Origin of the sequence: Kushneria konosiri (assembly GCF_002155145.1) — a bacterium.
Classification (GTDB): domain Bacteria; phylum Pseudomonadota; class Gammaproteobacteria; order Pseudomonadales; family Halomonadaceae; genus Kushneria; species Kushneria konosiri.
The window spans coordinates 1,637,829-1,660,993 of sequence record NZ_CP021323.1; the positions used below are offsets into that span (position 1 = coordinate 1,637,829).

The window sequence follows — 23,165 nt, forward strand, 5'->3', positions numbered from 1 at the left end:
CCTATGTTTGAGGGTTGAGCTCCCGAGCCTCTATTCCTTCAGGATCAAAACCGCCCCGTAACAACAACGCCAAAGGGGCAAGAGAGTCTTCCATGCCGATGACCGATGCGCTGCTTGCCAGCGTGGAACAGCTGTTTTCGCTGGCGACGCTCGTCAGCATGATGATTGGCGTCATGGCCGGTGTGATCGCCGCCGCCATTCCGGGGTTCACGATTACCATGGCGATCGTTCTGGCACTCCCGGTCACGTTCACCATGTCACCGCTGCAGGGCGTTGCCACGATGCTTGCCGTCTATGTCGGTGGCGGGTCAGGTGGACTGATCAGTGCGGCACTGCTGGGCATTCCCGGCACGCCTTCGGCAGTGGCCACCACCTTTGATGCCTATCCCATGGCACGCAAGGGCGAACCGGGCCGTGCGCTGGCGCTGGGTATCTGGGCGTCCTTTTTTGGCGCACTGATCAGTGCCGTGGTGCTGATTATCGCCGCGCCACCGCTGGCCCTGATCGCCGTCAAGCTGGGCCCCTGGGAATATTTCTCGTTGATTCTGTTCGCGGTCACCGTGGTGGCCAGTCTGGTCGGCAAGTCGGTGCTCAAGGGATTGATGATGAGTCTTTTAGGGCTTTTCATTGCGACGGTAGGGCAGGACCCGATGATGGGCGTGCCTCGCTTCACTTTTGGCATCGATGTGCTGGCCGCCGGTATTCCGTTTCTGGTGATGCTGATCGGCATCTTTGCCGTCAGCCAGCTGGCCAGCGAAGTCGAAAACCCGACAGAGACGAAGCAGGGAAAGGCGCTGGTCGGAGGGAAAATGCATTTTCAGCCGTTTGGCGTCATGCGTGAGGTGTTAAGCCGACCCGGAAACCTGCTGCGCTCTTCCATGGTGGGGGTCGTCATCGGCGCTGTCCCCGGCGCGGGCGGCAGCATTGCCAACCTGATTGCCTATGATCAGGCCAAACGCGCTTCAAAAACGCCAGAGCAGTTCGGTACCGGCATTGCTGACGGGGTGGTCGCCTCCGAGTCGGGCAATTCCGCCACCGCCGGTGGCGGGCTGATACCGATGATCGCGCTGGGCATCCCGGGCAGTGCCGTCGATGCCGTACTGATGGCGGCATTGATGGTGCAGGGCGTCAGCGTGGGCCCCAGGCTGATCATGGACAATGCCGATCTGGTATACGGCATGTTTCTGGCGATGTTTCTGGCCGCCGGGATGGTGCTGGTGTTCTGTCTGGTCAGCATGCGCTGGTTCATACGGATCACTGAAATTCCCAAATCGGTGATCGTGCCAGTAGTGCTGGTTTGCTGTGCGATAGGCGCGCTGGCGCTCAATAACCGAATCACGGACCTCTATCTGCTGGTGGGCGTCGGGCTTGTGGGATATCTGCTGGCCAAGCTGGATTATCCACTGGCCCCGCTGGTCCTTGGGGTCATCCTCGGGCCCATTGCGGAAACCAACCTGCGCCGTGCCCTGATGGCAGATGAAAACTGGACGCTGTTTTTCACCCGGCCGATCTCGGCGATGCTGTTGCTGCTGGCCGTCCTGTCCGTCGCCCTGACGGTCAGGCGCCTTCTCAAACAGCGCCGTATCGCCAATTCCTGACGCAGACAGGCGGCCGAAGATATCCGGCCGCCTGTGATCCTCACGACTCGCGGCGCTGACGCCGAATCAGAAGCCCCATGGCCGTCAGCGCCAGCGCCGCCACAATCACCGAGAAGGCAATGCCGGCGGCCACCAGTCCGGTCAGGGCCGCCGTGACCCCCAACCCGACCACGGGCAGCGAGATTGCCACATAGATGACCACGAAGTAGGTCGAGGTGACCTCGCTTTTTTGATCCTTCGGGGAGGCGCCCACGACCTCACCCAGTCCTGCGCGCAGGGTAATCCCCTGACCGGCGCCTGAAACGGTCGCACCGGCGAGCATCAGCCATAGTGAGGCCAGTCCGATGGCGCTGCCCACCACCAGCACGCCGAGCGCCAGAATCAGACAGCCACTGATAAGCCGCAGACGCTCGGGAATAAAGCGCATGCAGGCCTGACCCAGTGCCGAGGCGATAAAAAGCGTAATGACCACCACGCCGATCATGGCCAGATTGTCGATCTCGAGAATCTTTTGCACGAAGGAGGGCGCCGCGGCGGTGAAAAGGCCCAGCACGGCCGTGCCGGCAAAGCCTGCGATGCCCGCCGGGATAAAGACTCCGCGCACCTCATCGGGCACGCCGAGGCGCTGGATGTGAAGCTTCACTCGGCTGGGGCGTTCGACCGTCTCCGGCGCCCACCAGACACCGATCATGGCCAGTATGCACAGCACGATATGCAGGGCGTAGGGCAGATGCAGCGGCCAGGCCACGTACTGTGCCAGCAGGCCCGCGACCAGCGGCCCCAGACCCAGTCCCATGACGTTGGTGGCCGTCGCGGTCAGTGTGGCCCCCTTTTGCCATTCCGGCGGGGCCTGCTCGATGACGGCAACCGTGGCAGTGCCGGTGAAAATACCGGCCGACAGACCCGACAGCAGTCGGCCGATCAGCAGCGGCACCAGCTCCGGACTCGAGAGAAACACCAGGTTGCTCATGATCGCCAGCACCAGTCCGGCCATCAGCAATCGTCGTCGTCCCAGCTGATCCGACCAGCTGCCAAAGCCGATCAGGGCGGCAATCACCCCCACGGCGTAGGCGGCAAAGATGACCGTGATGATGATCTGGGAATAGTCCATCCGCTGTTGATAGATCGGATAGAGCGGCGTGGGCAGCGTGGTGCCCAGCATGGCCATCAAAAAGGCAAAGGTGACCAGTAAAAAGGAAATGCGCCCTGGCGTGCGCGGTGTCGATGGGTCGGAACTGGACATGAAGAGACTCCCTGTTGTGCAGAAAGCCTGGTACAGAACGCCGCGCGGGTCGCATGAGGGCATCATAAAAAACGGCGCCCGAAGGCGCCGTTATCTCAGCAGTTGCCCTTTTTGGCCTGGCCGGGCGGACAGAAGTTGCCGTTGCCATGGCCGTGTTGACCGTCACCGATGATCACGGCAGGTTCCGGGTCGATACGAGCGGGCTGATAGCTGCAGGCCGCCAGAGTGACGGCCATCAGGGTGGCCATGCAGAGCGTGCGAAAAACAGGTGTCATGTCGAAGGTATCCTTTGAATGATGTGGACATGATATCGGCTCGCGCTCGTTTTAAAAGGATGATTAATCCACGGGTGACTGGCTATTTCCGGTGGTGAAGGCCGCTGCCGGACAAGCGGGTCGTCCCATGAGACTCACGGCGACCATGGCCAGCGTCGCCAGCGGCATCGCCACCAGAACGCTGTTCCAGCCCATGGGTTTGCCCAGCATGATTTCCCAGACCAGGGTGACCACACCGCCCGTGATCATGGCGACAAGTGCGCCTGCCGGAGTGGCGCGCGACCAGAGCAGGGCCGCCAGAAAGACCGGTGTGATGGCCGCGCCGTACATGCCGTAGGAGTACATCTGCATGGCCAGCACGCTGGGAAAGAAGGCCCCCAGCACCCAGGCCAGAACGCCCAGTCCGACCACCGTCAGCCGATTGGCCAGCAGGGCCCGATGGGGCGCGATACGGAGTTTGAAAAGCCCACCGAGAATATCCTGGGTAAGGCTTGCCGAGGCCGACAGCAGGTAGGAATTCCCGGTGGTCAGCAACAGTGCCACGATCGAGGCCAGCAGCAGTCCGCCGACGACGGTCGGCAGGCCCTGCTGGGCCAGCGTCATCATGGCCGTGGACGGTGTGATGTCGGGATAGAGCACGCGGGTGGCGCAGACCAGCAGGGTGATCAGCGAGGTACAGGCGATCGAGGCAATCACCAGTCCCATGGCCGCCTTGCGCGCCGTGGCCGGGTCACGGGCTGCGGCAAAGCGCTGGAACAGGTTCTGGTCGCCCAGAATCAGCAGGAAAAGGGGCAGGAAATAGCTCAATGCCTGCCAGGGAGACAGCCCGCCCAGCAGCGTCTGCTGCATCTGCGGCAGCGAGGTATAAAGCCTCTCGAGCCCGCCCAGCGGCATGAGCACCAGCGGCACGGCGAGCAGCATGCTGCCAAAAATGATGACCGCGCTCATGTAGTCGGTGTAGGCCACCGAGACCAGTCCCCCCATGGTGGCAAGGCCAATCATGATGGCGGCTGAAATCAGAACGCCCTGCCAGACCGGCAGGCCAAAGGCGAGATTGAGCGCCTGGCCGGCACCGGTGAACTGATACGACACGATCCCCACATAGGCGAGCAGGATGATCAGTGAGGCCAGCGTGCGCGCTGTTGGACCAAAGCGCGCCTCGATCAGGCCCGGAATGGTGGTGGCCTCGCTGCGACGCATTTTCGAGGCCAGCAGGAAGTAGACCACCAGCGCGGCAATTGGCGTGCCGGCGAAAAAGAAGATTGCCGCGCCCGGGCCATACTGAAAGACAAAGCTTGCTCCGCCCACGATCGAGCCGGAACCGACAAAGGTGGCCAGCAGCGTTGCCGTAAGCACCAGCGTCGAGAGTGAACGCCCGGCGACAATGAAGTCGCTGTCGTTGTGTACCTTGCGACGTGAAAAGTGAAGGCCGATGACCAGCATCAGCGCGATATATCCCATGACGAACAGTGCATGCATGGCCTGTTCTCCCTTTGTGGTTGTTATCGGGGATCTGATGGCAGGGCGCAGGAGCTCCCTGCCTGCCCGGTATTCACGGGCCGTGGCTCACTAGCGAAGTTGGTTCTTGACCATGCGCCCGCCCTGCATGATCACGCTCATATGGGCGCCCTGATGCGTCAAAAGGCTCATGTCCTCCAGCGGGTTGCCATCGACCACGATCAGATCGGCTCGGGCGCCTTCGGCCACACAGCCGATATCGCCCTCGCGTTGCAGCAGCCGTGCGGCGTCCAGCGTGGCGCTGCGGATGACCTCATGCGGTGCCAGCACGCGCGAGCGAATCACGAACTCCTCGGACTGATGGCGATGCATCTCGCCCAGAAGATCGCTGCCATAGGCCATGGTCAGCCCCGCCTCACGCATGATCTTCAGGCTTTCAAGACCGGCCAGACGCACATCATCAATCTTGGCCACCGAGTCGGGCTTGAGGCCGTACTGCGCGCCTTCCTGCTTGAGCATTTCGTAGGTCACCAGCGTCGGGCAGGCCATGGCGCCTTTCTCGGCCGCCAGACGGGCGGTTTCCGGCGTGATCAGATTGCAGTGCTCCAGTGAGCGAACGCCCGCCATGACGGCGCGGTGAATGGCCTGATCGGTATAAAGGTGGGCGCTCACGTAGGTCTGGGCGTTGGTGGCCTCTTCCACGATGGCTTCCAGTTCGCTGACCGAAAAGCTCAGAAAATCGATCGGGTCGCTCGGGGACGAAACGCCGCCGTTGGCCATCACCTTGATGAACTGGGCGCCGGCCTTGATCTCCTGGCGGGTCGCGCGACGAACGGCATCGCCTCCGTCACAGATCCTGCCCATCGAGCCCAGTCGGCGAGTCTGGTACTGATCGTCACGCTCGTCATAGAACCCCCGGTAATCGGTATGCCCACCGGTCTGGGAGAGTGCCTTGCCGCAGATGACCAGTTCGGGGCCTTCGAAATAACCCTCGGCCACCGCCTGCTGCAGGCCACGGTCAGCGCCGCCGACATCGCGTACGGTGGTAAAGCCGCGCATCAGCATGTCGCGCATGATGCGACTCGAGCGAGCCGTGACCAGCGAGTCCGGCAGCAGCGCATTGGCGCCAAGATCTGCCGTGGTGGCAATCACGTGAACATGGCAGTCGATCAGCCCGGGCATCAGGGTGCGTCCGCCCAGATCGAGCCGGGTGGCATCAGGAGCGTCGATCGCCTCCTCCGAGACCTGGGTGATGCGTCCATGCTCGATCAGGACGCTGATGTTGTCGCGCGCGGTGGGGGCGCTCCCATCGACCAGACGGGCGTTGTAAAGCAGAAGCGAAGGCGTGTCTGACATGGTGACTCTCTTGTGATTATTGAAGACAGCTCGTCTCGGGGGAAACCGGACACGCCTCGAGGCTAATCAGTGCCGTCCCTGCGTGAAAAGCGACAAAAACGCATGGGTTCATGCGCCAGGCGCATTGCAGGAGGCTCTCAGGGCAAGGTCGTTGTCCAGCCACTGCCGGAAAAGACGTGTCGCCCGGCTTTCATGCCGCTCCTGGGGGGTGAGCAGGTAATAGCCACCTCCATGGCTTGCCGAATGGGTAGTGGCCCGAACCAGCCTGCCCTGCGCGATCTGACTGTCGATGATGTGCTGCCAGCCAAGCACGATGCCCTGACCCAGCACGGCCATTTCGACCAGCGCCGGGTAATGGTTGAAGACGACAGTGCGGGCATTGGAGAGTTTGATTCCGTGATAGGCAAACCAGTCTGGCCAGGCAATCCAGAGGCTCTGGGCGTCTTCAAGCACCAGCAGGGTTTCCTGTGCGAGCAGGTCCGGTGTCAGTGGCTGATGGTCCAAAAGGCCGTGCCGCCGGCGGCTCTCGGCGAGGTAGTCCGGCGAGCAGACCGGGTAGACGTTTTCGGGCATCAAAAGCGTGGTTTCAAAGCCTTCAACCGCCCCGGTTTTCAGATAATAAAGACCGATATCGAACTCAAAGGAGGAAAGGCTCGAAATCACATCACGCACAATCAGTCGCGGCTTGATCTGTGGGTGAGCGCGGTGAAAGCGGCTCAGCGTGGGCACCATCCAGAACTGGGCCACGCCTGCCGTACAGGCCAGTGTCAGCTCGTTGTCAGCCGCGCCTTTCATGACCTCGGCCGTGGCATGGACACACTCTTCCAGCAACTCCCGAACATGGCGGGCATAGTTTTCACCGGCCCGTGTCAGCACCAGCTGACGCGGCTTTCGCACAAACAGTGACCGTCCCAGAAACTGCTCAAGGTGAACGATCTGGCGGCTCACGGCACTTTGTGAAAGATTCAGCTCGCTGGCGGCACGGGTGAAACTCATGTGTCGAACCGCTGCCTCGAAGGCCACCAGGGCATTCAGCGGCGGCAGGGGAAACATGCGCATGGGCGTAACTCCAGCCAGGATGAAGCGATGAGCGTACCTGATCCATGCCGGCTGCGTGAGACTGTGCCGGATGGTGCGAACCTGGACGCCATGTCCTTGTCCAAGGGCCCTGGGATGATCATTTTCGGACGCGTCGGTCTTCGGCGCGTCCCATGCAGGAGAACAGCGTTGAAAAAGACAATCGCGGTACTGGCAGGTGCAGGTCTGATCGGCATGTCGACGTCGGCGCTGGCGTTCAATCTGGGGGACGTCAATCGGGCCATGGAGGCCATGAACAGCCAGAATACGCAGGGTCAGCAGACCCAGCCTGCGTATCAGCAGGATTCACAGGGGCTTGCCTCCCAGGTCGGCAAGTATCTGAATTCTGACAATGCGCCGCGCCAGCAGCAGGCCGCCGCCGTGGGCACCACCGATGCCAATCTGGGCCAGGCCTCACAGCTTGTCGAACAGCTGACCGGTCAGCTGGGCGTAAGCAAGGCTCAGGCCATTGGCGGTTCAGCCGCGCTTCTGGCGGCGGCGAAAAGCCAGCTGGGCAATGATCAGTTCAACCAGCTCTCCAATCAGGCGCCCGGCGTGGATGGGCTTCTCTCCAGCGCTCAGGCACTGTCGGGCAGTCAGTCGATGCTGTCGAAGCTCTCCGGCATGGGCGGCAGCGGCAATAGCAGCAATACGTCGTCGCTGACCTCGAGTGCCTTCAGCATGCTGGGGATGGATGCCGGCATGATCAGTCAGTTTGCGCCGGTCATGCTGAATTATCTGGGGGGCCAGGGCGTCTCGAATAACCTGCTGAGCTCGCTGGGCAGCATCTGGGGCGCCGTCGGACGCTAGCATAGAGGCATCAGGAGGTCGGTATCGGCTTCCTGATTCTGGGATGTTCCTCTCATAGACGCCTCGAGATCTCCTCCCATAGCTGGCGATAGGCTACCGCCGCGGCCGTGCGTGGAGCGAACTGCACCAGCGGTGCCTGATGCACGCCCATCTGTTCGACCGCGCTGGCGTAGGGGATGTTGGCCGAAAGCCTCGCCGGCCACTGCTTGTGAAAGTCTGTCATGCTGTCCTGATGCAGCCTGCGACGTCGATCCACCAGTGTGAAGAAGGGCCACAGCGGTGTGTTGATGTGTCCTTCGTCCAGATACTGCTGAAGCTGGGTCAGGGTTCTCATCGACAGCGTTGTGGGCACGACCGGTACCAGCAGGGCATCAGCACTTGAGAAAATCTGCTCAGAAAGGGTCGTCAGCCCCGGCGGGCAGTCCAGAATGACCAGATCGTAGTCGTCACTGACCGGTTTGAGCATCCTGCGCAGACGACTCGCCTTGTGACCTTCGAGCAGCGTGTCCATCTCTCGCGATTCAAGACCTGCCGGCAGCAGATCAAGGTTGGCCATGTCGGTATCGCGAATGGTCTTCTCGAGCGTGGCCTTGCCCTTGACCAGCTTTTCGACACCGCCGCCGCGAATTTTGGGCTTGTTGCGCAGATAAAAGGTGGTGGCGGCCTGCGGGTCCAGATCCCAGATCAGCACCCGCTGTCCGGCAAGGCTTGCTTGTGTGGCCAGATTGATGGCGGATGCCGTCTTGCCCACCCCTCCCTTGATACTGTAAAGCGCCAGCATCTGCATATCAGTGTTCCTGTTGATGGAGCCCGGGTCAGACCCGAAGTCTGTGTCGGCGTGATGACGGTTTGATGACAGGGCCTGCGCCATGGCATCGATGGCAGGGAGACTGTGTCATGATGGGGCATCACGGTGACAGCTGTTCAGGCAATAAAGGCGGTGACATGGAAGGCGATGTGACAGAAGAGACGCTTCACTGGTCGTGGGGGGGCATGAGCATCGAGGTCGGCGTAACCCGCCGTGGCCAGGGCCCGGAAGTATTGATACTGCCGGCGCTGTCGAGCATCTCGACGCGCCATGAAATGGATGCCCTGCAGACGAGGCTGGCCGAGCGATTTACCACGGTCTCGGTGGACTGGCCGGGCTTTGGCGACCGCCCGCGTCCTTTCCTGGAGGCCACGCCGGCCATGCTGACGGCCTTTATCGACTACCTGCTCGATGAGGTCATCTTCCTGCCCGAGATGATCGTCGCCGCCGGGCACGGGGCCGGGATGGTCATTCGCCATCTGGAGCAACACCCCGACGCCGCCGACCGACTGGTGCTGATCGCGCCGACCTGGCGTGGGCCGCTGCCCACCATGGCCGGCGAGCACAAGCCCTGGTTTGGGCATCTACGCACCTGGTTTGATCGCCCGGTCATTGGTGCCGGTATCTACCGGCTCAACGTCAGCAACTGGTTTTTGCGTCGTATGGCCGGCGAGCACGTCTATGAGACGCCGAACTGGCTGTCCGGCGAGCGACTGGCGGCCAAGCGCCGCGTGGCCCGCACGCCCGGTGCGCGTCATGGCTCGATCCGGTTCGTGACCGGCGCCGTGGACCCTTTCAGCCGCCGCGAGGCCTGTGTGGCGGCGCTCAAGGGCGCCAGTGCGCGCACGCTCCTGATCACCAGCGAGAAAATGCCGCCGCGCTCACGGGCCGAAATGCGCGCCATGGGGGCACTGCCTCGGGTTGATACCGTATCGCTGTCGCACGGGCGCCTGTCAGTACACGAGGAGTTTCCCGATGAGGTGGCCAGGGCCATTCTGGCATGGCTGGATATCCCACCGCAGTATGATTGAGCCCTGTCGCCGACCGGGCCCCGGGGTTACTCGCCCGGCGTGGAGTGATGAGAAATCATGGTCAGTGCCGACTGTGCCGAGCCGTCCTTATCGAGTGAAACGGCCTGGCACCCGGTGTATTCTTGGCCGGCTGACACCTCAAAAGAAGAAGAGCTTTCAGCTCTGGGAACATGATTTCAGGGGGTAATATGCTTATTGGTGATGTTCGCCTCAAGCGCGTCTACCAGCACTCGACCCATCAGGATGGGGCGCGCTGGCTGGTGGATCAGGTATGGCCTCGTGGCAAGCGCGAAGAGGAGCTGTCGGTCGAGCGGTGGTATCGCGCCGTGGCACCGTCTCGTCGACTGCGCCATGCCTGGGAAAGCGGGCGAATCGATCGCGCGACCTTTGAGCGTCGCTATCGTCTGGAGCTCAATCCGGGCGATCTCGAGCCGCTTCTGGATCAGGCGCGTCAGCGTCGACTGACGCTGGTCAGTGCCGTCCGTGACCTGGAAGGCTCGCATCTGCCGATTCTTCGTGAGGTCATTCTTGAAGCGCTGCGCGGTGAGGCCGTGGAGAGCGAGCCCGAAGCAGTGGCCGAGGCGCATTGAGTCCGGCGCCACACGAACAGCAAAACTCCCCGACTTGATCGGGGTGTTTTTTATTGTCTGCAGGGCGGTGAGAAAGCCTGCCCATAAAATCAGGCGCGACGGCGCTCATTGCAGCAGGGCGCGATAATGCCGGCGTGCTTCTTGAGCGCTGCCATATCCAGAATCTCTACGTGACGCCCCTGAATAGTGAGCAGCTCCTGCTGCTGAAAACGCCCCAGCACGCGGCTGATGGTTTCGATCGCAAGTCCGAGATAGGTACCGATATCGCTGCGTGACATTGGCAGTCGAAAGCGCTCGGCGCTATGGCCGCAGCGATCAAAGCGGATCGAGAGGTTATGAAAGAAGCTTGCCAGACGCTCATCGGCACTCTTGCTGGATAACAGGCGCATCAGGCGGCGATCATCGACAATTTCGCGGCTCATGCAGCGATAGAGCTGATGGCGAAGCTCCGGCAGATGCTCCGAGAGACTTTCCAGCCGCTTGAAGGGAATCTCGCAGACCGTGGTGCGCTCAAGCGCCGTTAGAAAACCGGGATGCACGGCACTGTCGATGCTGTCCAGCCCGACCAGTTCGCCGGGCAGGTAGAAGCTGGTGATCTGCTCTTCGCCATCGGTGTCGATGATGGTCTGCTTGAGGCTGCCGCTGCGCACGGCGTAGACATTTTCAAAGGCCTCACCCTGCATGTATAGGGTCTCTCCACGCGTCAGCGGCGCGCGCCGTCGTACGATCGTGTCGAACTGCTCAACATCGTCAAGAGACAGGGAAAGCGGCAGGCACAGTGAGCTGAGCGAGCAGGTCTGGCAGCGTGTCTGGTGAAGATGAGAGGAGGTCATCGGCCTGGCATTTTCCTTTGCGTGTGAGTGGTGTGCCGGGCGCTTTCGTGACAGGTCGTGCCCGCGTTCTGGTCCTTTGAGAGGCATTTGCCCCGTCGAACATGCCCTGTCCTCTAGAGAAGCCGTGAGAACTGCTGACGATGTTCGGTCGAAAGGTGGGCATCGAAGGCCATGGCCAGCTGACGGATCAGCAATCGTCCCATTGGGGTCACCATAAGCAAGTGCTTATCATATTCGATGAGACCGTCTCGCCGAAAGGTGGCAAGTCTTTCAAATACATTAGCGAAATAGTATGACGCCCTGATGCCAAAGTCGGCTTCGATGGCGTCAAAATCGAGTTGCATGTCACACATCAAACGATGAATCACGTGCCGGCGCAGTCGGTCATCCTCACTCAGGCGTACCCCGCGGCAGGTGGCCAGCCGTGGGTGGTCGATGGCCGTCTGCCAGGTCTCCAGTCGCGCGGTGTTCTGGGCATAGACGTCATCGACCTGGCTGATGGCCGACACCCCCAGGCCTATCAGGTCGCACTGCGCGTGGGTGGTGTACCCCTGAAAGTTACGCCGTAAATGACCCTCGCGTTGCGCGACGGCCAGGCTGTCATCGGGTCTTGCGAAGTGATCCATGCCGATATGGATGTAGCCGGCCTGTGTCAGCTTCTCGATCGTCATGCACTGAATGGCCAGGCGAGTGTCGGCATCCGGCAGGTCTGCGCGGTTGATGCGCCGCTGTGGCAAAAACCGTTCGGGCAGGTGGGCATAGTTGAAAACGCAGAGCCGGGCCGGTGCCATGTCGATTACCTGATCCAGAGTCTCGGCAAAACCTGTCACGCTCTGATGCGGCAGGCCATAGATCAGATCCAGACTCAGCGAGCGAAATCCCAGCCGGTAGGCCTCATCGATCAGGTTTTCGCTCAGTTCGCGTGGCTGGATCCGGTTAATGGCCTTCTGTACGCGAAGGTCCAGATCCTGCACGCCCAGGCTCAGGCGATTGAAGCCCAGCGACTGCAGATGACGCAGCGTATAAACGTTGGCCTCGCGAGGATCGATTTCGATGGCGAAATCGCGGTCAGGATGGTCGGAAAGATTGAAGTGCGTGCCCAGCTGATCCATCAGCCGGCTCATCTGGTCCAGATCGAGAAAGGTCGGTGTGCCGCCGCCCCAGTGCAGCTGCTCGACCCGTCGCCCGCCGTCGAGATGGCGCCTCATCAGGGTCATCTCCCGGGTCAGGCGGTCCAGATAGGGCTCGGCCATGGCGGTCTGACGAGTGGCAATGCGGTTACAGCCACAGTAAAAGCAGATGCGTCGGCAAAAGGGAATATGGACGTACAGCGATAGGTCTCGCGCGGTGGCGTTGCTGCGCTCAAGGGCCTGCGTCAGCTGTGTCGGGCCGAAGTGATCGGTAAAGGCGGTGGCCGGCGGATAGGACGTATAGCGGGGGCCCTGGCCGTCATGGCGCTTGAGCAGCTCGATATCCGGCGAGAACTGCGCATCAGGGAGAGCGGGTCGGGGAGCAGATGACAACATGAAGGATGCTCGTGGCAGGCAGTGATCATGCCATGCTACGAGCATCAGGGGTGCGGGGTCTGACCTGGATCAAATCATGACGGCCGATGGGGCCGGGCATGATGAATCAACCGACGCGCGCGTCGTCATCCATGTGACGGGCCACACGTGACATGGTGCTGGTCAATTCGATGGCCAGGGTCAGATCCGCCAGTTCGCGCGGCGAGAAGGTAGTGATCGCCATCATGCGGGTGCTGGCATCGACCGGCCGAAAATGGGTAAAGGACTCACACCAGGCAAGCGCTGCACGTTCACGAGCGGTGAAGCGGTCGGAGTCGGCCCAGCGTGCCAGCTCACGCAGCTTGTCGGCATCAATGCCCAGTGCTTCGGCTTCGCTGACCCGCAGGTTTTCGCAGTTATCGCAGCCGCCATTGATCTGCGAGGTGCGAAGCTCTGCCAGACAGCGAATGGAAGGGTCGAGGCTGCAATGTCGTACCGCACGGGTAGTGTGGTAGATATCGGTGGCATCGATTCGCCGGGGTCGTTCACTGGTCATGAGTGTGCACCTCAAAATGGTATGAATCTGGTCCTATTTAACGCTTTCGACAAAATTTAATCCACAGCCGGTATTTACAAAGTTGAGCGCGGTTTAAATTTTTGCAGGGTTGGCAACCTGCCATAGTGCCGGTGTCCTTGCGCCGCCCGATGCCATATCGGGCGGCGCAGTGCTTCAGGAAGTGGCCTGAGCCGTACGCGATTCAGTGTGATTTGATCGGCGCCTGCGCTGAAAGTAGACAATCAACGCCAGTATTAAAAGGGCCGGAATCCACAGCCACTCCTTGGCAAAACGCTCGCGTGGCAGTTCGACGCTGACAATGGTCTGATCCATGTCCAGCCCCAGTTCGCTTGCCTGACTGCCCCAGCCGACCGTATCCACAAGTGTGGTCTCTCCGTCCTGACGCAAGGCCAGCCCCAGATTGTCCAGCCGTGCCTGGCCGCTGTCGCCTTCTACCACCGGCACCTCGATCACCAGCCGCATGGGGGCGCCGTAGTCATCAAGCCCTTCGACGGCGACCCGCATCGTCTGCCCTGCCTCCAGATCGCCGTATGCCTGAGCAAACTGTGCCGGCGGCATCTCCTTGAAGGGCGGCTCGATCATGTCCTGCCAGAAGCCGGGGCGGAACAGGGTGAAGGCCACCAGCAGCAGCAAGATGGTCTCGTGCCAGCGGTTGCGTACGACAAACCAGCCCTGGGTGGCGGCGGCAAAGACCAGCATGGCGACGGTGGCCACCACAAAGATCACGATGCCGTGCCAGAGATCGACGTTGATGAGCAAAAGGTCGGTGTTGAAGATGAACAGAAACGGCAGTGCCGCGGTGCGCAGGCTATACCAGAAGGCCTGAAAACCGGTGCGTATGGGGTCGGCCCCCGAGATGGCGGCCGCGGCAAAGGAGGCCAGCCCGACCGGCGGGGTGACATCGGCCATGATGCCGAAATAGAACACGAACAGGTGCACCGCAATCAGCGGCACGATCAGCCCCTGCTGCTGACCGAGCTGCACGATAACCGGGGCCAGCAGTGCCGACACCACGATGTAGTTGGCCGTGGTCGGCAGTCCCATGCCCAGAATCAGGCTCAGCACGGCCGTGAGCAGCAGCATCAAAAAGAGACTGCCCATCGAGAGATGCTCGACCAGATCGGCCAGCACCAGGCCCACGCCGGTCTGCGAGACCGCGCCGACGATGATGCCGGCGGTGGCGGTGGCAATGCCGATGCCGACCATGTTGCGCGCGCCATCGACCAGCCCGCTCCAGAGGTCAAAAACGCCTTCGCGCAGGTTCTCGCCCAGCGCCAGACGCCCGCGGAACAGGGCATCCAGCGGCCGCTGGGTCAGCATGATGACCATCATCAACACCGTTGCCCAGAAGGCGGAAAGTCCGGGAGAGAGCCGCTCGACCATCAGGCACCAGACCAGTACCACCACCGGCAGCAGGTAGTGAAGCCCCACCATGACCGTGGGCCGGGTCTGCGGCAGGGTCGTGATGCTGGCATCGGGAGAATCATGCTCAAGCTCCGGATAGCGGGCTCCCAGCTTCAAAAGCCCGACATAGATCACCATCAGCGCAATGGAGACGACCCAGGGTGTGGATTCACCCAGTACCGGCTTGAGCCAGCCCAGCCCGTAATAGACCGCGGCGCTGAGCGCCATCAGCCCGACCAGACCGGTGGCAAAGCCCAGCAGCTTGTAAAGCCAGGGTTTTGGCGGGTTGGCGCTCTCAAGCCCCTGCATGCCGGCCTTCATCGCCTCAAGGTGCACGATATAAAACAGGGCGATATAGGAGATCATGGCCGGCAGGAAGGCGTGCTTGATGACCTCGACATAAGGAATGCCGACGTATTCGACCATCAAAAAGGCCGCGGCCCCCATGACCGGCGGCATGATCTGACCGTTGACCGAGGAGGCCACCTCGACCGCGCCGGCCTTGGTAGAGGAAAAGCCCACCCGCTTCATCATCGGAATGGTAAAGGTGCCGGTGGTGACCGTATTGGCGATCGACGAGCCCGAAATCAGACCGGTCAGCCCGGAGGCCACCACGGCGGCCTTGGCCGGGCCGCCGCGATAGTGACCCAGCATCGAAAAGGCCACCTTGATGAAATAATTGCCGGCGCCGGCCTTGTCGAGCAGCGCGCCAAACAGCACGAACAGGAAAACGAAGCTGGTGGAGACGCCCAGAGCGATACCAAACACGCCCTGAGTCGTTAACCACTGATGATTGATCAGGGCCTCGAAGCTGACGCCACGGTGGGCCAGCATGCCCGGCATGTACGGGCCGGCCAGCGAATAACCCAGAAAGACCATCGCCACGATCATCAGCGGGGGCCCGAGTGCCCGGCGAGTGCCTTCCAGCAGCAGGATCAGCCCCATCACGCCCACGATGACATCCTGAGTGATCGGGTTGCCGGGGCGACCGGAGAGCTGGTCATAAAACAGATAGATATAGAGCGCGCAGAAGGCAGCAATCGCTGCCATGATCCAGTCCGTGACCGGTACGCGATCCTTTGGAGAGCGCTTGAGCGCCGGCCAGGAGAGAAAGGCCAGAAACAGCGCAAAGGCCAGGTGGATCGATCGTGCCTCGGTGGCACTAAAGACGCCGAACCCCAGCGCGTAGGGCAGCGGGGAGGTAATCCAGAGCTGAAACATTGACCAGGCGACGGCCACGATCAGCAACAGGCGTCCGGTGATGCCCTGTAACTTGCGTCCGCCGGTATCTGCCACGGCAGCCAGTTCCCTGGCATCCACTTTCGGGCGCTCGGTCGAAGAAGGGGTTGTGTTCATGTCCGCATCCTCTGGCGGCAGGACCTTTCCGGAGCAGGTGTCCGGATCGGAAAAGACAAAACGCCCCCGGCTGGAGGCGTTGCGTCGTCAAGGATGACCCGTGTCGACATGGGGGCGGCCCGGGTCAGTCAGGCTTACTCGCTGAGCCAGCCCTTTTCCTGATAGTAGCGCTTGGCCCCTTCATGCAGCGGCGCCGACAGGCCCTGATTGACCATGGTTTTCGGGTCAAGCGTGGCGAAGGCGGGATGGAGCTTCTTGAAACGATCAAAGTTGTCGAATACAGCGCTGACGGCTGCATAGACCAGATCCGGGTTGACCTTCTCGGCGCTGACGACCGTAGCACCCACACCAAAGGTCTTGATGTCGTCCGGGTTGCCCTTGTACATGCCACCGGGAATTTCATAGAAGCTGTAGTAGGGGTTTTCTTCCACCAGCTTCTGGATCACTTCACCGTCCAGCGGAATGATGCGGGCGTCGGTCGTGGTGGTGGCTTCCTGAATCGAGCCATTGGGGTGACCTGCCACAAACACCATCGCATCGATGTTGTTATCGGCCAGTGCGGAAGCCTGTTCGGCGCTGTCCAGCTCGGAGGCGAGTGCGAAGTCGCTGGTGGTCCAGCCCTTGGCGGCCATGACGACTTCCATGGTGGCGCGATTGCCGGAACCCGGGTTGCCGATGTTGACGCGCTTGCCCTTCAGATCGTCCAGCGTCTTGATGCCGGAATCGGCGCGTGCAACCAGTGTCAGCGGCTCGCCGTGCATGGCAAAGACGCTGCGCAGGTCTTCATGCGGCTTGCCTTCGAACTGACCTTCACCGTGATAGGCGTTGTACTGCACGTCGGACTGGGCCACACCCATGTCCAGATCGCCATTTTCAATACCGTTGACGTTGGCTACCGAGGCGCCGGTTGACGGTGCATTACAGCGGTAGCCGCTATCGCCCTGATTAACGAAGCGACAGATGGACTGGCCGACCACGTAGTAGACGCCGGTCTGGCCACCGGTGCCGATGGTCATGAATTTCTGTTCCCCGGCCTGAGCGCTGGTGGTGGACATGGCGAGTGCCCCCAGCGTCATGACGGTCGCTGATAGCATTGCAGTAAGCGTCTGGCGTTTGATCATGGAAAGGTTCCTTCTTGTGGCTTGTTATTCCTTGTGACCGGCACTGCCAGCCAGGTGGCAACAAGTTACTGCGGCATCGACAGGACTGCAAAACGACCATCTAACTAGCTTAAGTTTCGAAAAAGCTTATTGCGGGTCAGATGTGAGGCACTGGCCATGATCTGATCGTGAAAATCAATCTCTTCAGGGGGTCGCCTTGCAACCATGATTTCCTATAGCATCTATATGAAACGATCGTAACGAGGTTGCCTGCCATGTCGCTTGAGTCCTTCAATCCCCCGACACGCCTTTTGATGGGTCCCGGGCCGATCAACGCCGATCCGCGCGTGCTGCGTGCCATGTCTGCGCCGTTGATCGGCCAGTATGACCCGGCGATGACCGCCTGCATGAACGAGACCCAGGCGCTCTATCGTGATGTCTTTCGTACCCAAAATGAGGCCACCCTGCTGGTCGATGGCACCTCGCGCGCCGGTATCGAGGCCGTGCTGGTCTCGTTGATCGAGCCGGGAGACCGTGTACTGGTGCCGGTCTTTGGCCGTTTTGGTCATCTGCTGCGCGAGATTGCCGAGCGCGCCGGTGCCGAGGTGCACATCATCGAAGTCGAGTGGGGCGAGGTCTTCACCCCCGAGCAGGTCGAGGCCGCCATTCGTGACGTGCGACCGAAGGTGCTGGCCATGGTGCAGGGTGATACCTCCACCACCATGTGCCAGCCGCTGGAAGAGATCGGCAGTATCTGCCGCGCCCATGACGTGCTCTTTTATACCGACGCCACCGCCTCGCTTGCCGGCAACGTGCTGGAGACCGACGCCTGGCAGCTTGATGCGGTCACGGCCGGTCTGCAGAAGTGTCTGGCAGGCCCTTCCGGCAGTGCGCCGACCACGCTGTCGCCGCGGGCGGTCGAGTGTATCCGCGGGCGCGCTCACATCGAGGCCGGGCTGGTAGGGGATGGGCATGATGCCGGTCGCGGCGTGCGCATCCGCTCGAACTACTTCGATCTGTCGATGATTCTCGACTACTGGGGAGAATCGCGACTCAATCACCACACCGAAGCCACCAGCATGCTGTACGGCGCCCGTGAATGTGCCCGTTTACTGGTCAATGAGGGGATGGATCAGGCGATTGCCCGACATGCCCTGCATGGCAGTGCGATGACAGCGGGCCTGTCGGCGATGGGGCTTGAGCTCTTTGGCGATCAGCGTCACCGCATGAACAACGTGGTCGGCATCTACATTCCTGACGGCGTCGAGGGTGAAGTGCTGCGCCGCACCCTGCTGGAAGACTACGCCATCGAGATCGGTACCTCCTTTGGGCCGCTGCACGGGCGTATCTGGCGCATTGGTACCATGGGCTACAACGCTCGCCGTGATACCGTCATGACCACTCTGGCGGCACTCGAGGAGGTGCTGCGTCGAGCCGGCGTCAGCATCACGGCCGGCAGTGGCGCAGGTGCTGCGCGCGAATATTATCAACAAACCCCACAGCAGACGCCGGAGCGTGCTCATGTATAACGGTGACGCCATCGTTGCTGCCTGCGATCAGCTGGCGGCCATTTCCGCCGATGCCGGTCAGCTGACGCGCTGCTACCTGACGCCGGAACATGCCCGCGCCAACGCGCAACTGGCACAGTGGATGCAGGATGCCGGCATGCAGATCTGGCAGGACGCCGCCGGTAATCAGTGGGGGCGACTGGAAGGCAGTGACCCGTCACTGCCGGCGCTGGTGCTGGGCTCGCACAGTGACAGCGTCATCAACGCCGGGCGCTTTGACGGCCCGCTGGGCGTTCTGCTGGCGATTGGCGTGGTGGCACGCCTGAACGGCGCCGCTCAGCGCCCGGCCCGCTCGATCGAGGTCGTGGCCTTTGCCGATGAAGAGGGCACGCGCTTTGGCACTGCACTTCTGGGCAGTCGCGCCGTGGCCGGTACCTGGGACCCGGCCTGGTGGGACATCGTCGGGCGCGATGGCGTGACCCTGCGTCAGGCGTTTGTGGATTTCGGGCTTGACCCCGACCGCGTCCATGAGGCCGCCCGTGCTCCCGAACATATTGCCGGCTACCTGGAAGCGCACATCGAGCAGGGGCCGGTGCTGGAAGCCGAGCGGCGATCGCTGGGCGTTGTCACGGCGATCGCCGGTGCCCGCCGCTTTGTCATCACGATCGGTGGTGAGGCCGGCCATGCCGGGACCACGCCGCTGGCGCTGCGTCGCGACGCGCTGTCGGGGGCCGCCGAGGCGATCGTGGCCATTGAAACCCTGGCGCGTGCTGCCGGTATCGTGGCCACGGTCGGCTCGCTGGAAACCTTTCCCGGTGCAGTCAACGTGATTCCCGGCGAGGTGCGCATGACGCTCGACATCCGCGCCGAGCGTGATGAGGATCGTGACCGTACCCTCAATGGCATTCGCGAGACCTGTGATCGCATCGGTGAGACCCGTGGGCTTGCCTGGTACTGGCAGGAGACCCATACAGCGCCGGCGGTCGCCTGTGCACCGCGCCTGGTCGAGACGCTGACGCAGGCCATCGAGGCCGCCACTGGCCCCGACGCCGGGCCCGTCCTGAGACTGGCCAGCGGTGCCGGCCATGACGGCATGGCCATGGCCGCGATCTGTGAGATCGGCATGCTGTTCGTGCGGTGTGAGCGGGGGATCAGCCATCATCCGGACGAGTCGGTACAGGCCCGCGACGTGGATGACGCGCTCAATGCCATGAGTCGCGCTGTCTCGACGCTGGTGGACTGATATCGTCCGCGCATGATCCGGGCGGCGTACTGCCCGGGTCGTGACGCCGCATTATCTTTTCTGAAACACCCTGCATCTTCGGGAATACCATGGATCAGCATCTGGGGCAGCGGCTGCGGCAGCAGTTTGATCAGCTCACGCCCAATGAGCAGAAGGTGGCGGGGTTTATCCTCGATCACTTCGATGACATCGCCGTTTACAGTGGTGCCGAACTGGCAAGACTCTCGGGTGTTTCCAAGGCCACGGTCAGTCGGCTCTTTCGTCGCCTGGGCTTTGCCAGCTTCAGCGAGGTGCGACAGCACGTCCGCGAACTGCGCTATCACGGCGTACCGCTGGTCACCGACTCAAAAGCGCTGGGCAGTGGGCTTGAGCGCTTTCATCGGCACTTCGAACGTGAGCGCGACAATCTCCATCAGATGCTGGCCGCCATCGACGCCGACACCTTCGATGCCCTGATCGAGGCGCTGGACCGCGCCCCTGAGGTGCTCATCATTGGCTATCGCAACGGCTACCCGCCGGCTTTGCATCTGCGCCAGCAGCTGATGCAGGTAAGGCCCGGTGTCCGGCTGGCACCGCTGCCCGGTCAGTCGCTGGGTGAGGAGCTGACCGGCGTGTCGCAAGGAACACTGGTCATTGTCATGGGATTTCGCCGCCGGGCTCACGGGTTTTCGAAGCTCATCGAGCAGCTTGAAAAGGGCGGGCTTGAGACGCTGCTGATTGGCGACCCGACCCTGGCAGCGACCGGCACGTCACCGACCTGGCAGCTGGAATGCCCGCTGGACAGCGTCTCTGCCTTTGACAGCTACACCTCGGTCATGAGCCTGATCAACCTGCTGGCCAACGCGCTGCTGCACAAGCGGCTGGGCGAAGGGCGTGCCCGCATCGACGCGATCAGCGACGTTTACGCCGGGCTGGATGAACTGGCCTGACAGCCCGAAAGTCTTCATCACAAGGCGGCCTGCGGGCCGCCTTTTTTTGCGTCCAGCGAGGGCATGACGCGATCGACATGCACCGCAGGTGTGCATATGAGGCGCGAACCACGACCCTGGCGCTGCGGCGTTGAGCGGCCCGATCCGGCGGCCGGGCAGGGCGCTGAGCAGCGTGCCCCGGGCTGGCACGAAGGTTGCAATACCTCTCATGGAACCCCAATAGCGCCGGCCGGGCGAAGGAGTGCACATGAGTGATGTCATCGAGCGTGTGGATCGCAGTGTCTGGGTCAAGGGACGCCCCGAGCAAACTGCCATGGGCATGGAGGACGGTCCGTTGGCCGGCCAGCGTCTGGCCGTGAAGGATCTTTTTGATATCGAAGGTGAGATCACCGGGGCAGGCAATCCCGACTGGGCGGCCGCCCAGCGACCGGCGTCTCGTACGGCACCCGGCGTACAGGCACTGCTGGAGGCCGGGGCAGCCCTTGTCGGCAAGACCCAGACCGATGAGTTCGCCTACAGCCTCAACGGTGCCAATGTGCACTACGGGACACCGATCAATCCAGCCGCCCCCGACCGTCTGCCGGGGGGCTCAAGCTCCGGCTCGGCCATTGCCGTCGCTCGCGGTGAGGCCGAGATTGGCCTGGGGACCGACACCGGTGGCTCGATTCGTATTCCGGCCAGCTATAACGGACTCTGGGGGCTTCGCCCCTCCCATGGCGCCATCAGCTGTGAGGGGTTGCTCCCGCTGGCGCCCTGCTTCGATACGGTGGGCTGGCTGTGTCGAGACCACAGCACGCTTTCAGGTGTGGCCGATGTGCTTCTGCCCGAGGCTCGAACGGCCGCCCCTGGTGGGGTCATGACGCTGCTGGTGCCTGAAGCGCTGGCCAGCGAGGCAGGGCGCTTTCACAAGGCGCTGGGCGCCCGTCAGGATCTACTGGTTCAGGCGCTGTCGGATCAGTGGCTTACCCATCTGGGACGTACCTTCCGGGTGCTTCAGGGCCGCGATATCTGGCGGGCGCACGGCGAGTGGCTCACCCGGGAGCAGCCGCGCCTGGCGCCTGATATCGAGGCGCGCTTTCAATGGTGCGCAACGTTGACCGAGCGGGATGAGCAGGCGGCACTCAGGGCCCGTACCGAGATTATCGAGGCGCTTCGCACCTTCAGCGATGACGGTGCGCAGCTTCTGGCCCTGCCGACGGCACCGGGGGCCTCGCCGCTATTGAGTCTGACCGGCCGCCCGCTCGAGGCCTATCGGGAGCGACTGATGGGCATGACCGCGCTGGCCGGGCTGTGGGGGGCACCGCAGCTTTCCATGCCGCTTTTGAAGGATGAGCGGGAAGGCGGTGGCCGGGCGCCCTGGGGGCTGTCGCTGCTGGGCGCGCCCGGTCAGGATCGTCATCTGGTAACACGTGCCCGGACGTATCGTGCATAGGCATGATTTCGTCAGGCCGTTATGATGCCCTCCTGCCCGGGCGCCATAAAAATCCCGCCATGGGAACATGATGACCAGGAGCGCCCATGGCTGCCATTCTCGCGATTTTGCCCATCTTCACGCTCATCGTACTCGGCTATGTACTGGGCTGGCGGCAATGGCTGACGCCTGCCAGTGCCGGTGGTCTTTCCTGGGCCACCTTCAAGCTCTTTCTGCCCTGCCTACTGTTAACCGGCATCGCTCGCGCCCCGCTGGGAGATGCGCTTTCACCACTGTTGCTGCTGGTCTATTTCATTCCGGCGCTGCTGCTGTTTGCCGTGTTCAGCGTCGTGATGCACCGTCATACCGGGCAGACATCTGCCGTCGGACTGGCGGCGAGCTATTCCAACAATGTCCTGATCGGCATTCCGCTGATGACGGCGCTGTTTGGTCATGACGGTCTGGTCTATCTCTTTGCCCTGCTGGCCGTGCACAGTCTGATCCTCTTTTCGACCCAGTCACTGTATGCCGCGCTCGGCCAGGGCGCGGGACAACGGCTGGATGTTCTGAATCTTCTGAAAACGCTGGCCAATCCGATCGTGATAGGGCTGCTGCTGGGGCTGGTGATCAATCTGTCCGGTCTCGGCCTGCCGAAGCCGCTATGGCAGGTGCTGGACTGGCTGGCGCGGGCAGGCCTGCCGTGCGCACTGATCGTGGTCGGTGTAGGGCTGACCCGCTATCAGCTACGCACCTCGCCAACCATCTGGGCCATCTGCATCGGCAAGCTGGCGGTCTTTCCCGTGCTGGTCCTGACCCTGGGCAGTGTCATGCCGGGGCTATCACCGCTGGCCCTGCAGGTGCTGGTGCTGGCCGCCGCCGGGCCGATCGGCGTCAACGTGTTGGCCTTTGCCCGGCCCGGCGAGGAGCAGCATACCGTTGGCGCAAGCATCTTTCTCTCGACCCTTCTGGCCGCCGCGACACTACCGCTGTGGATGCTGCTGATGGGATAGCCCGCCGCGCAGGGCGACAGGCCAGAGAAGAGAGGCAGCAGGC

At 62.1% G+C, this 23,165-nt stretch carries 20 protein-coding genes; 9 read left to right on the forward strand and 11 right to left on the reverse strand.

Annotation, left to right across the window (positions count from 1 at the left end; translation table 11 throughout):
- Positions 1-92 precede the first annotated feature (92 nt).
- Positions 93-1,598 (forward strand): tripartite tricarboxylate transporter permease, encoded by a 1,506-nt coding sequence (locus B9G99_RS07640; protein WP_227875978.1) that lies wholly within the window; start codon positions 93-95, stop codon positions 1,596-1,598.
- 40 nt (positions 1,599-1,638) lie between these two features.
- Here B9G99_RS07640 and B9G99_RS07645 read toward each other — a convergent pair whose 3' ends face one another.
- The 5 genes from B9G99_RS07645 to B9G99_RS07665 all read right to left on the reverse strand — a co-directional run bounded on the left by B9G99_RS07645 (position 1,639) and on the right by B9G99_RS07665 (position 6,989).
- Positions 1,639-2,841 (reverse strand): MFS transporter, encoded by a 1,203-nt coding sequence (locus B9G99_RS07645; protein WP_086621516.1) that lies wholly within the window; start codon positions 2,839-2,841, stop codon positions 1,639-1,641.
- A gap of 95 nt (positions 2,842-2,936) precedes the next feature.
- Positions 2,937-3,116, reverse strand: a complete 180-nt coding sequence (locus B9G99_RS07650; protein WP_086621517.1) for a YajG family lipoprotein — start codon at positions 3,114-3,116, stop codon at positions 2,937-2,939.
- 63 nt (positions 3,117-3,179) lie between these two features.
- Positions 3,180-4,595, reverse strand: coding sequence for a sodium:solute symporter family protein (locus B9G99_RS07655; RefSeq protein ID WP_086621518.1), 1,416 nt, complete (start codon positions 4,593-4,595; stop codon positions 3,180-3,182).
- A gap of 90 nt (positions 4,596-4,685) precedes the next feature.
- On the reverse strand, positions 4,686-5,930 hold the full coding sequence (locus B9G99_RS07660; RefSeq protein WP_086621519.1) for a metal-dependent hydrolase family protein: 1,245 nt from the start codon (positions 5,928-5,930) through the stop codon (positions 4,686-4,688).
- A gap of 108 nt (positions 5,931-6,038) precedes the next feature.
- The gene (locus B9G99_RS07665) at positions 6,039-6,989 is read right to left on the reverse strand and encodes a LysR substrate-binding domain-containing protein (RefSeq protein WP_086621520.1); all 951 of its coding nucleotides are present in this window, start codon (positions 6,987-6,989) and stop codon (positions 6,039-6,041) included.
- A gap of 168 nt (positions 6,990-7,157) precedes the next feature.
- Between B9G99_RS07665 and B9G99_RS07670 the strand changes: the two genes are divergently transcribed.
- Entirely contained in the window at positions 7,158-7,817 is a 660-nt protein-coding gene (locus B9G99_RS07670) for a DUF2780 domain-containing protein (protein ID WP_158521456.1), read from the forward strand.
- A gap of 52 nt (positions 7,818-7,869) precedes the next feature.
- Here the strand turns inward: B9G99_RS07670 and B9G99_RS07675 are convergent, their stop codons facing one another.
- Entirely contained in the window at positions 7,870-8,604 is a 735-nt protein-coding gene (locus B9G99_RS07675) for a ParA family protein (RefSeq protein ID WP_086621522.1), read from the reverse strand.
- 110 nt (positions 8,605-8,714) lie between these two features.
- Between B9G99_RS07675 and B9G99_RS07680 the strand changes: the two genes are divergently transcribed.
- Both B9G99_RS07680 and B9G99_RS07685 read left to right on the forward strand, forming a co-directional pair.
- Positions 8,715-9,656 carry an alpha/beta fold hydrolase gene (locus tag B9G99_RS07680; protein ID WP_158521457.1) on the forward strand — a complete coding sequence of 314 codons (942 nt, stop codon included), beginning with the start codon at positions 8,715-8,717 and terminating at the stop codon, positions 9,654-9,656.
- Between the two features lie 188 nt (positions 9,657-9,844).
- Complete coding sequence (locus B9G99_RS07685) at positions 9,845-10,246, forward strand: DUF488 domain-containing protein (protein WP_227875979.1); 402 nt, start codon at positions 9,845-9,847, stop codon at positions 10,244-10,246.
- Positions 10,247-10,335: 89 nt separating this feature from the next.
- Here B9G99_RS07685 and fnr read toward each other — a convergent pair whose 3' ends face one another.
- From fnr to B9G99_RS07710, 5 genes are all read right to left on the reverse strand, one after another.
- Positions 10,336-11,079, reverse strand: coding sequence for a fumarate/nitrate reduction transcriptional regulator Fnr (gene fnr, locus B9G99_RS07690; protein WP_086621525.1), 744 nt, complete (start codon positions 11,077-11,079; stop codon positions 10,336-10,338).
- Between the two features lie 113 nt (positions 11,080-11,192).
- Positions 11,193-12,605, reverse strand: coding sequence for an oxygen-independent coproporphyrinogen III oxidase (hemN, locus tag B9G99_RS07695; protein WP_086621526.1), 1,413 nt, complete (start codon positions 12,603-12,605; stop codon positions 11,193-11,195).
- Positions 12,606-12,711: 106 nt separating this feature from the next.
- Positions 12,712-13,140, reverse strand: coding sequence for a carboxymuconolactone decarboxylase family protein (locus B9G99_RS07700; RefSeq protein ID WP_086621527.1), 429 nt, complete (start codon positions 13,138-13,140; stop codon positions 12,712-12,714).
- Between the two features lie 174 nt (positions 13,141-13,314).
- Positions 13,315-15,921, reverse strand: coding sequence for a TRAP transporter permease (locus B9G99_RS07705; RefSeq protein ID WP_086621528.1), 2,607 nt, complete (start codon positions 15,919-15,921; stop codon positions 13,315-13,317).
- A 134-nt stretch (positions 15,922-16,055) separates the two neighbouring features.
- On the reverse strand, positions 16,056-17,042 hold the full coding sequence (locus tag B9G99_RS07710; RefSeq protein ID WP_174678762.1) for a TAXI family TRAP transporter solute-binding subunit: 987 nt from the start codon (positions 17,040-17,042) through the stop codon (positions 16,056-16,058).
- A gap of 254 nt (positions 17,043-17,296) precedes the next feature.
- On the opposite strand from B9G99_RS07710, the gene B9G99_RS07715 reads away from it, so the two are divergent.
- From B9G99_RS07715 to B9G99_RS07735, 5 genes are all read left to right on the forward strand, one after another.
- Positions 17,297-18,550: a pyridoxal-phosphate-dependent aminotransferase family protein gene (locus B9G99_RS07715; protein WP_086621529.1), complete on the forward strand. Its 1,254-nt coding sequence runs from the start codon at positions 17,297-17,299 to the stop codon at positions 18,548-18,550.
- Positions 18,543-19,772, forward strand: a complete 1,230-nt coding sequence (locus B9G99_RS07720) for an allantoate amidohydrolase (RefSeq protein WP_086621530.1) — start codon at positions 18,543-18,545, stop codon at positions 19,770-19,772. Before B9G99_RS07715 ends, B9G99_RS07720 begins: the two co-directional genes overlap by 8 nt.
- Positions 19,773-19,861: 89 nt before the next feature.
- Complete coding sequence (locus B9G99_RS07725; RefSeq protein ID WP_086621531.1) at positions 19,862-20,701, forward strand: MurR/RpiR family transcriptional regulator; 840 nt, start codon at positions 19,862-19,864, stop codon at positions 20,699-20,701.
- 247 nt (positions 20,702-20,948) lie between these two features.
- On the forward strand, positions 20,949-22,133 hold the full coding sequence (locus B9G99_RS07730; RefSeq protein ID WP_086621532.1) for an amidase: 1,185 nt from the start codon (positions 20,949-20,951) through the stop codon (positions 22,131-22,133).
- Positions 22,134-22,219: 86 nt separating this feature from the next.
- Positions 22,220-23,122 carry an AEC family transporter gene (locus B9G99_RS07735; RefSeq protein WP_086621533.1) on the forward strand — a complete coding sequence of 301 codons (903 nt, stop codon included), beginning with the start codon at positions 22,220-22,222 and terminating at the stop codon, positions 23,120-23,122.
- Positions 23,123-23,165 lie beyond the last annotated feature (43 nt).

Bases quoted from the DNA above. Each gene is read 5' to 3' on its own strand.
- B9G99_RS07655 (WP_086621518.1), bottom strand. From the start codon at position 4,595: ATGCATGCACTGTTCGTCATGGGATATATCGCGCTGATGCTGGTCATC.
- B9G99_RS07650 (WP_086621517.1), bottom strand. From the start codon at position 3,116: ATGACACCTGTTTTTCGCACGCTCTGCATGGCCACCCTGATGGCCGTC.
- B9G99_RS07715 (WP_086621529.1), top strand. From the start codon at position 17,297: ATGTCGCTTGAGTCCTTCAATCCCCCGACACGCCTTTTGATGGGTCCC.
- B9G99_RS07665 (WP_086621520.1), bottom strand. From the start codon at position 6,989: ATGCGCATGTTTCCCCTGCCGCCGCTGAATGCCCTGGTGGCCTTCGAG.
- B9G99_RS07645 (WP_086621516.1), bottom strand. From the start codon at position 2,841: ATGTCCAGTTCCGACCCATCGACACCGCGCACGCCAGGGCGCATTTCC.
- fnr (WP_086621525.1), bottom strand. From the start codon at position 11,079: ATGACCTCCTCTCATCTTCACCAGACACGCTGCCAGACCTGCTCGCTC.
- B9G99_RS07660 (WP_086621519.1), bottom strand. From the start codon at position 5,930: ATGTCAGACACGCCTTCGCTTCTGCTTTACAACGCCCGTCTGGTCGAT.
- B9G99_RS07685 (WP_227875979.1), top strand. From the start codon at position 9,845: ATGCTTATTGGTGATGTTCGCCTCAAGCGCGTCTACCAGCACTCGACC.
- B9G99_RS07680 (WP_158521457.1), top strand. From the start codon at position 8,715: ATGATGGGGCATCACGGTGACAGCTGTTCAGGCAATAAAGGCGGTGAC.
- hemN (WP_086621526.1), bottom strand. From the start codon at position 12,605: ATGTTGTCATCTGCTCCCCGACCCGCTCTCCCTGATGCGCAGTTCTCG.
- B9G99_RS07705 (WP_086621528.1), bottom strand. From the start codon at position 15,921: ATGAACACAACCCCTTCTTCGACCGAGCGCCCGAAAGTGGATGCCAGG.
- B9G99_RS07720 (WP_086621530.1), top strand. From the start codon at position 18,543: ATGTATAACGGTGACGCCATCGTTGCTGCCTGCGATCAGCTGGCGGCC.
- B9G99_RS07700 (WP_086621527.1), bottom strand. From the start codon at position 13,140: ATGACCAGTGAACGACCCCGGCGAATCGATGCCACCGATATCTACCAC.
- B9G99_RS07640 (WP_227875978.1), top strand. From the start codon at position 93: ATGCCGATGACCGATGCGCTGCTTGCCAGCGTGGAACAGCTGTTTTCG.
- B9G99_RS07725 (WP_086621531.1), top strand. From the start codon at position 19,862: ATGGATCAGCATCTGGGGCAGCGGCTGCGGCAGCAGTTTGATCAGCTC.
- B9G99_RS07735 (WP_086621533.1), top strand. From the start codon at position 22,220: ATGGCTGCCATTCTCGCGATTTTGCCCATCTTCACGCTCATCGTACTC.
- B9G99_RS07730 (WP_086621532.1), top strand. From the start codon at position 20,949: ATGAGTGATGTCATCGAGCGTGTGGATCGCAGTGTCTGGGTCAAGGGA.
- B9G99_RS07710 (WP_174678762.1), bottom strand. From the start codon at position 17,042: ATGATCAAACGCCAGACGCTTACTGCAATGCTATCAGCGACCGTCATG.
- B9G99_RS07675 (WP_086621522.1), bottom strand. From the start codon at position 8,604: ATGCAGATGCTGGCGCTTTACAGTATCAAGGGAGGGGTGGGCAAGACG.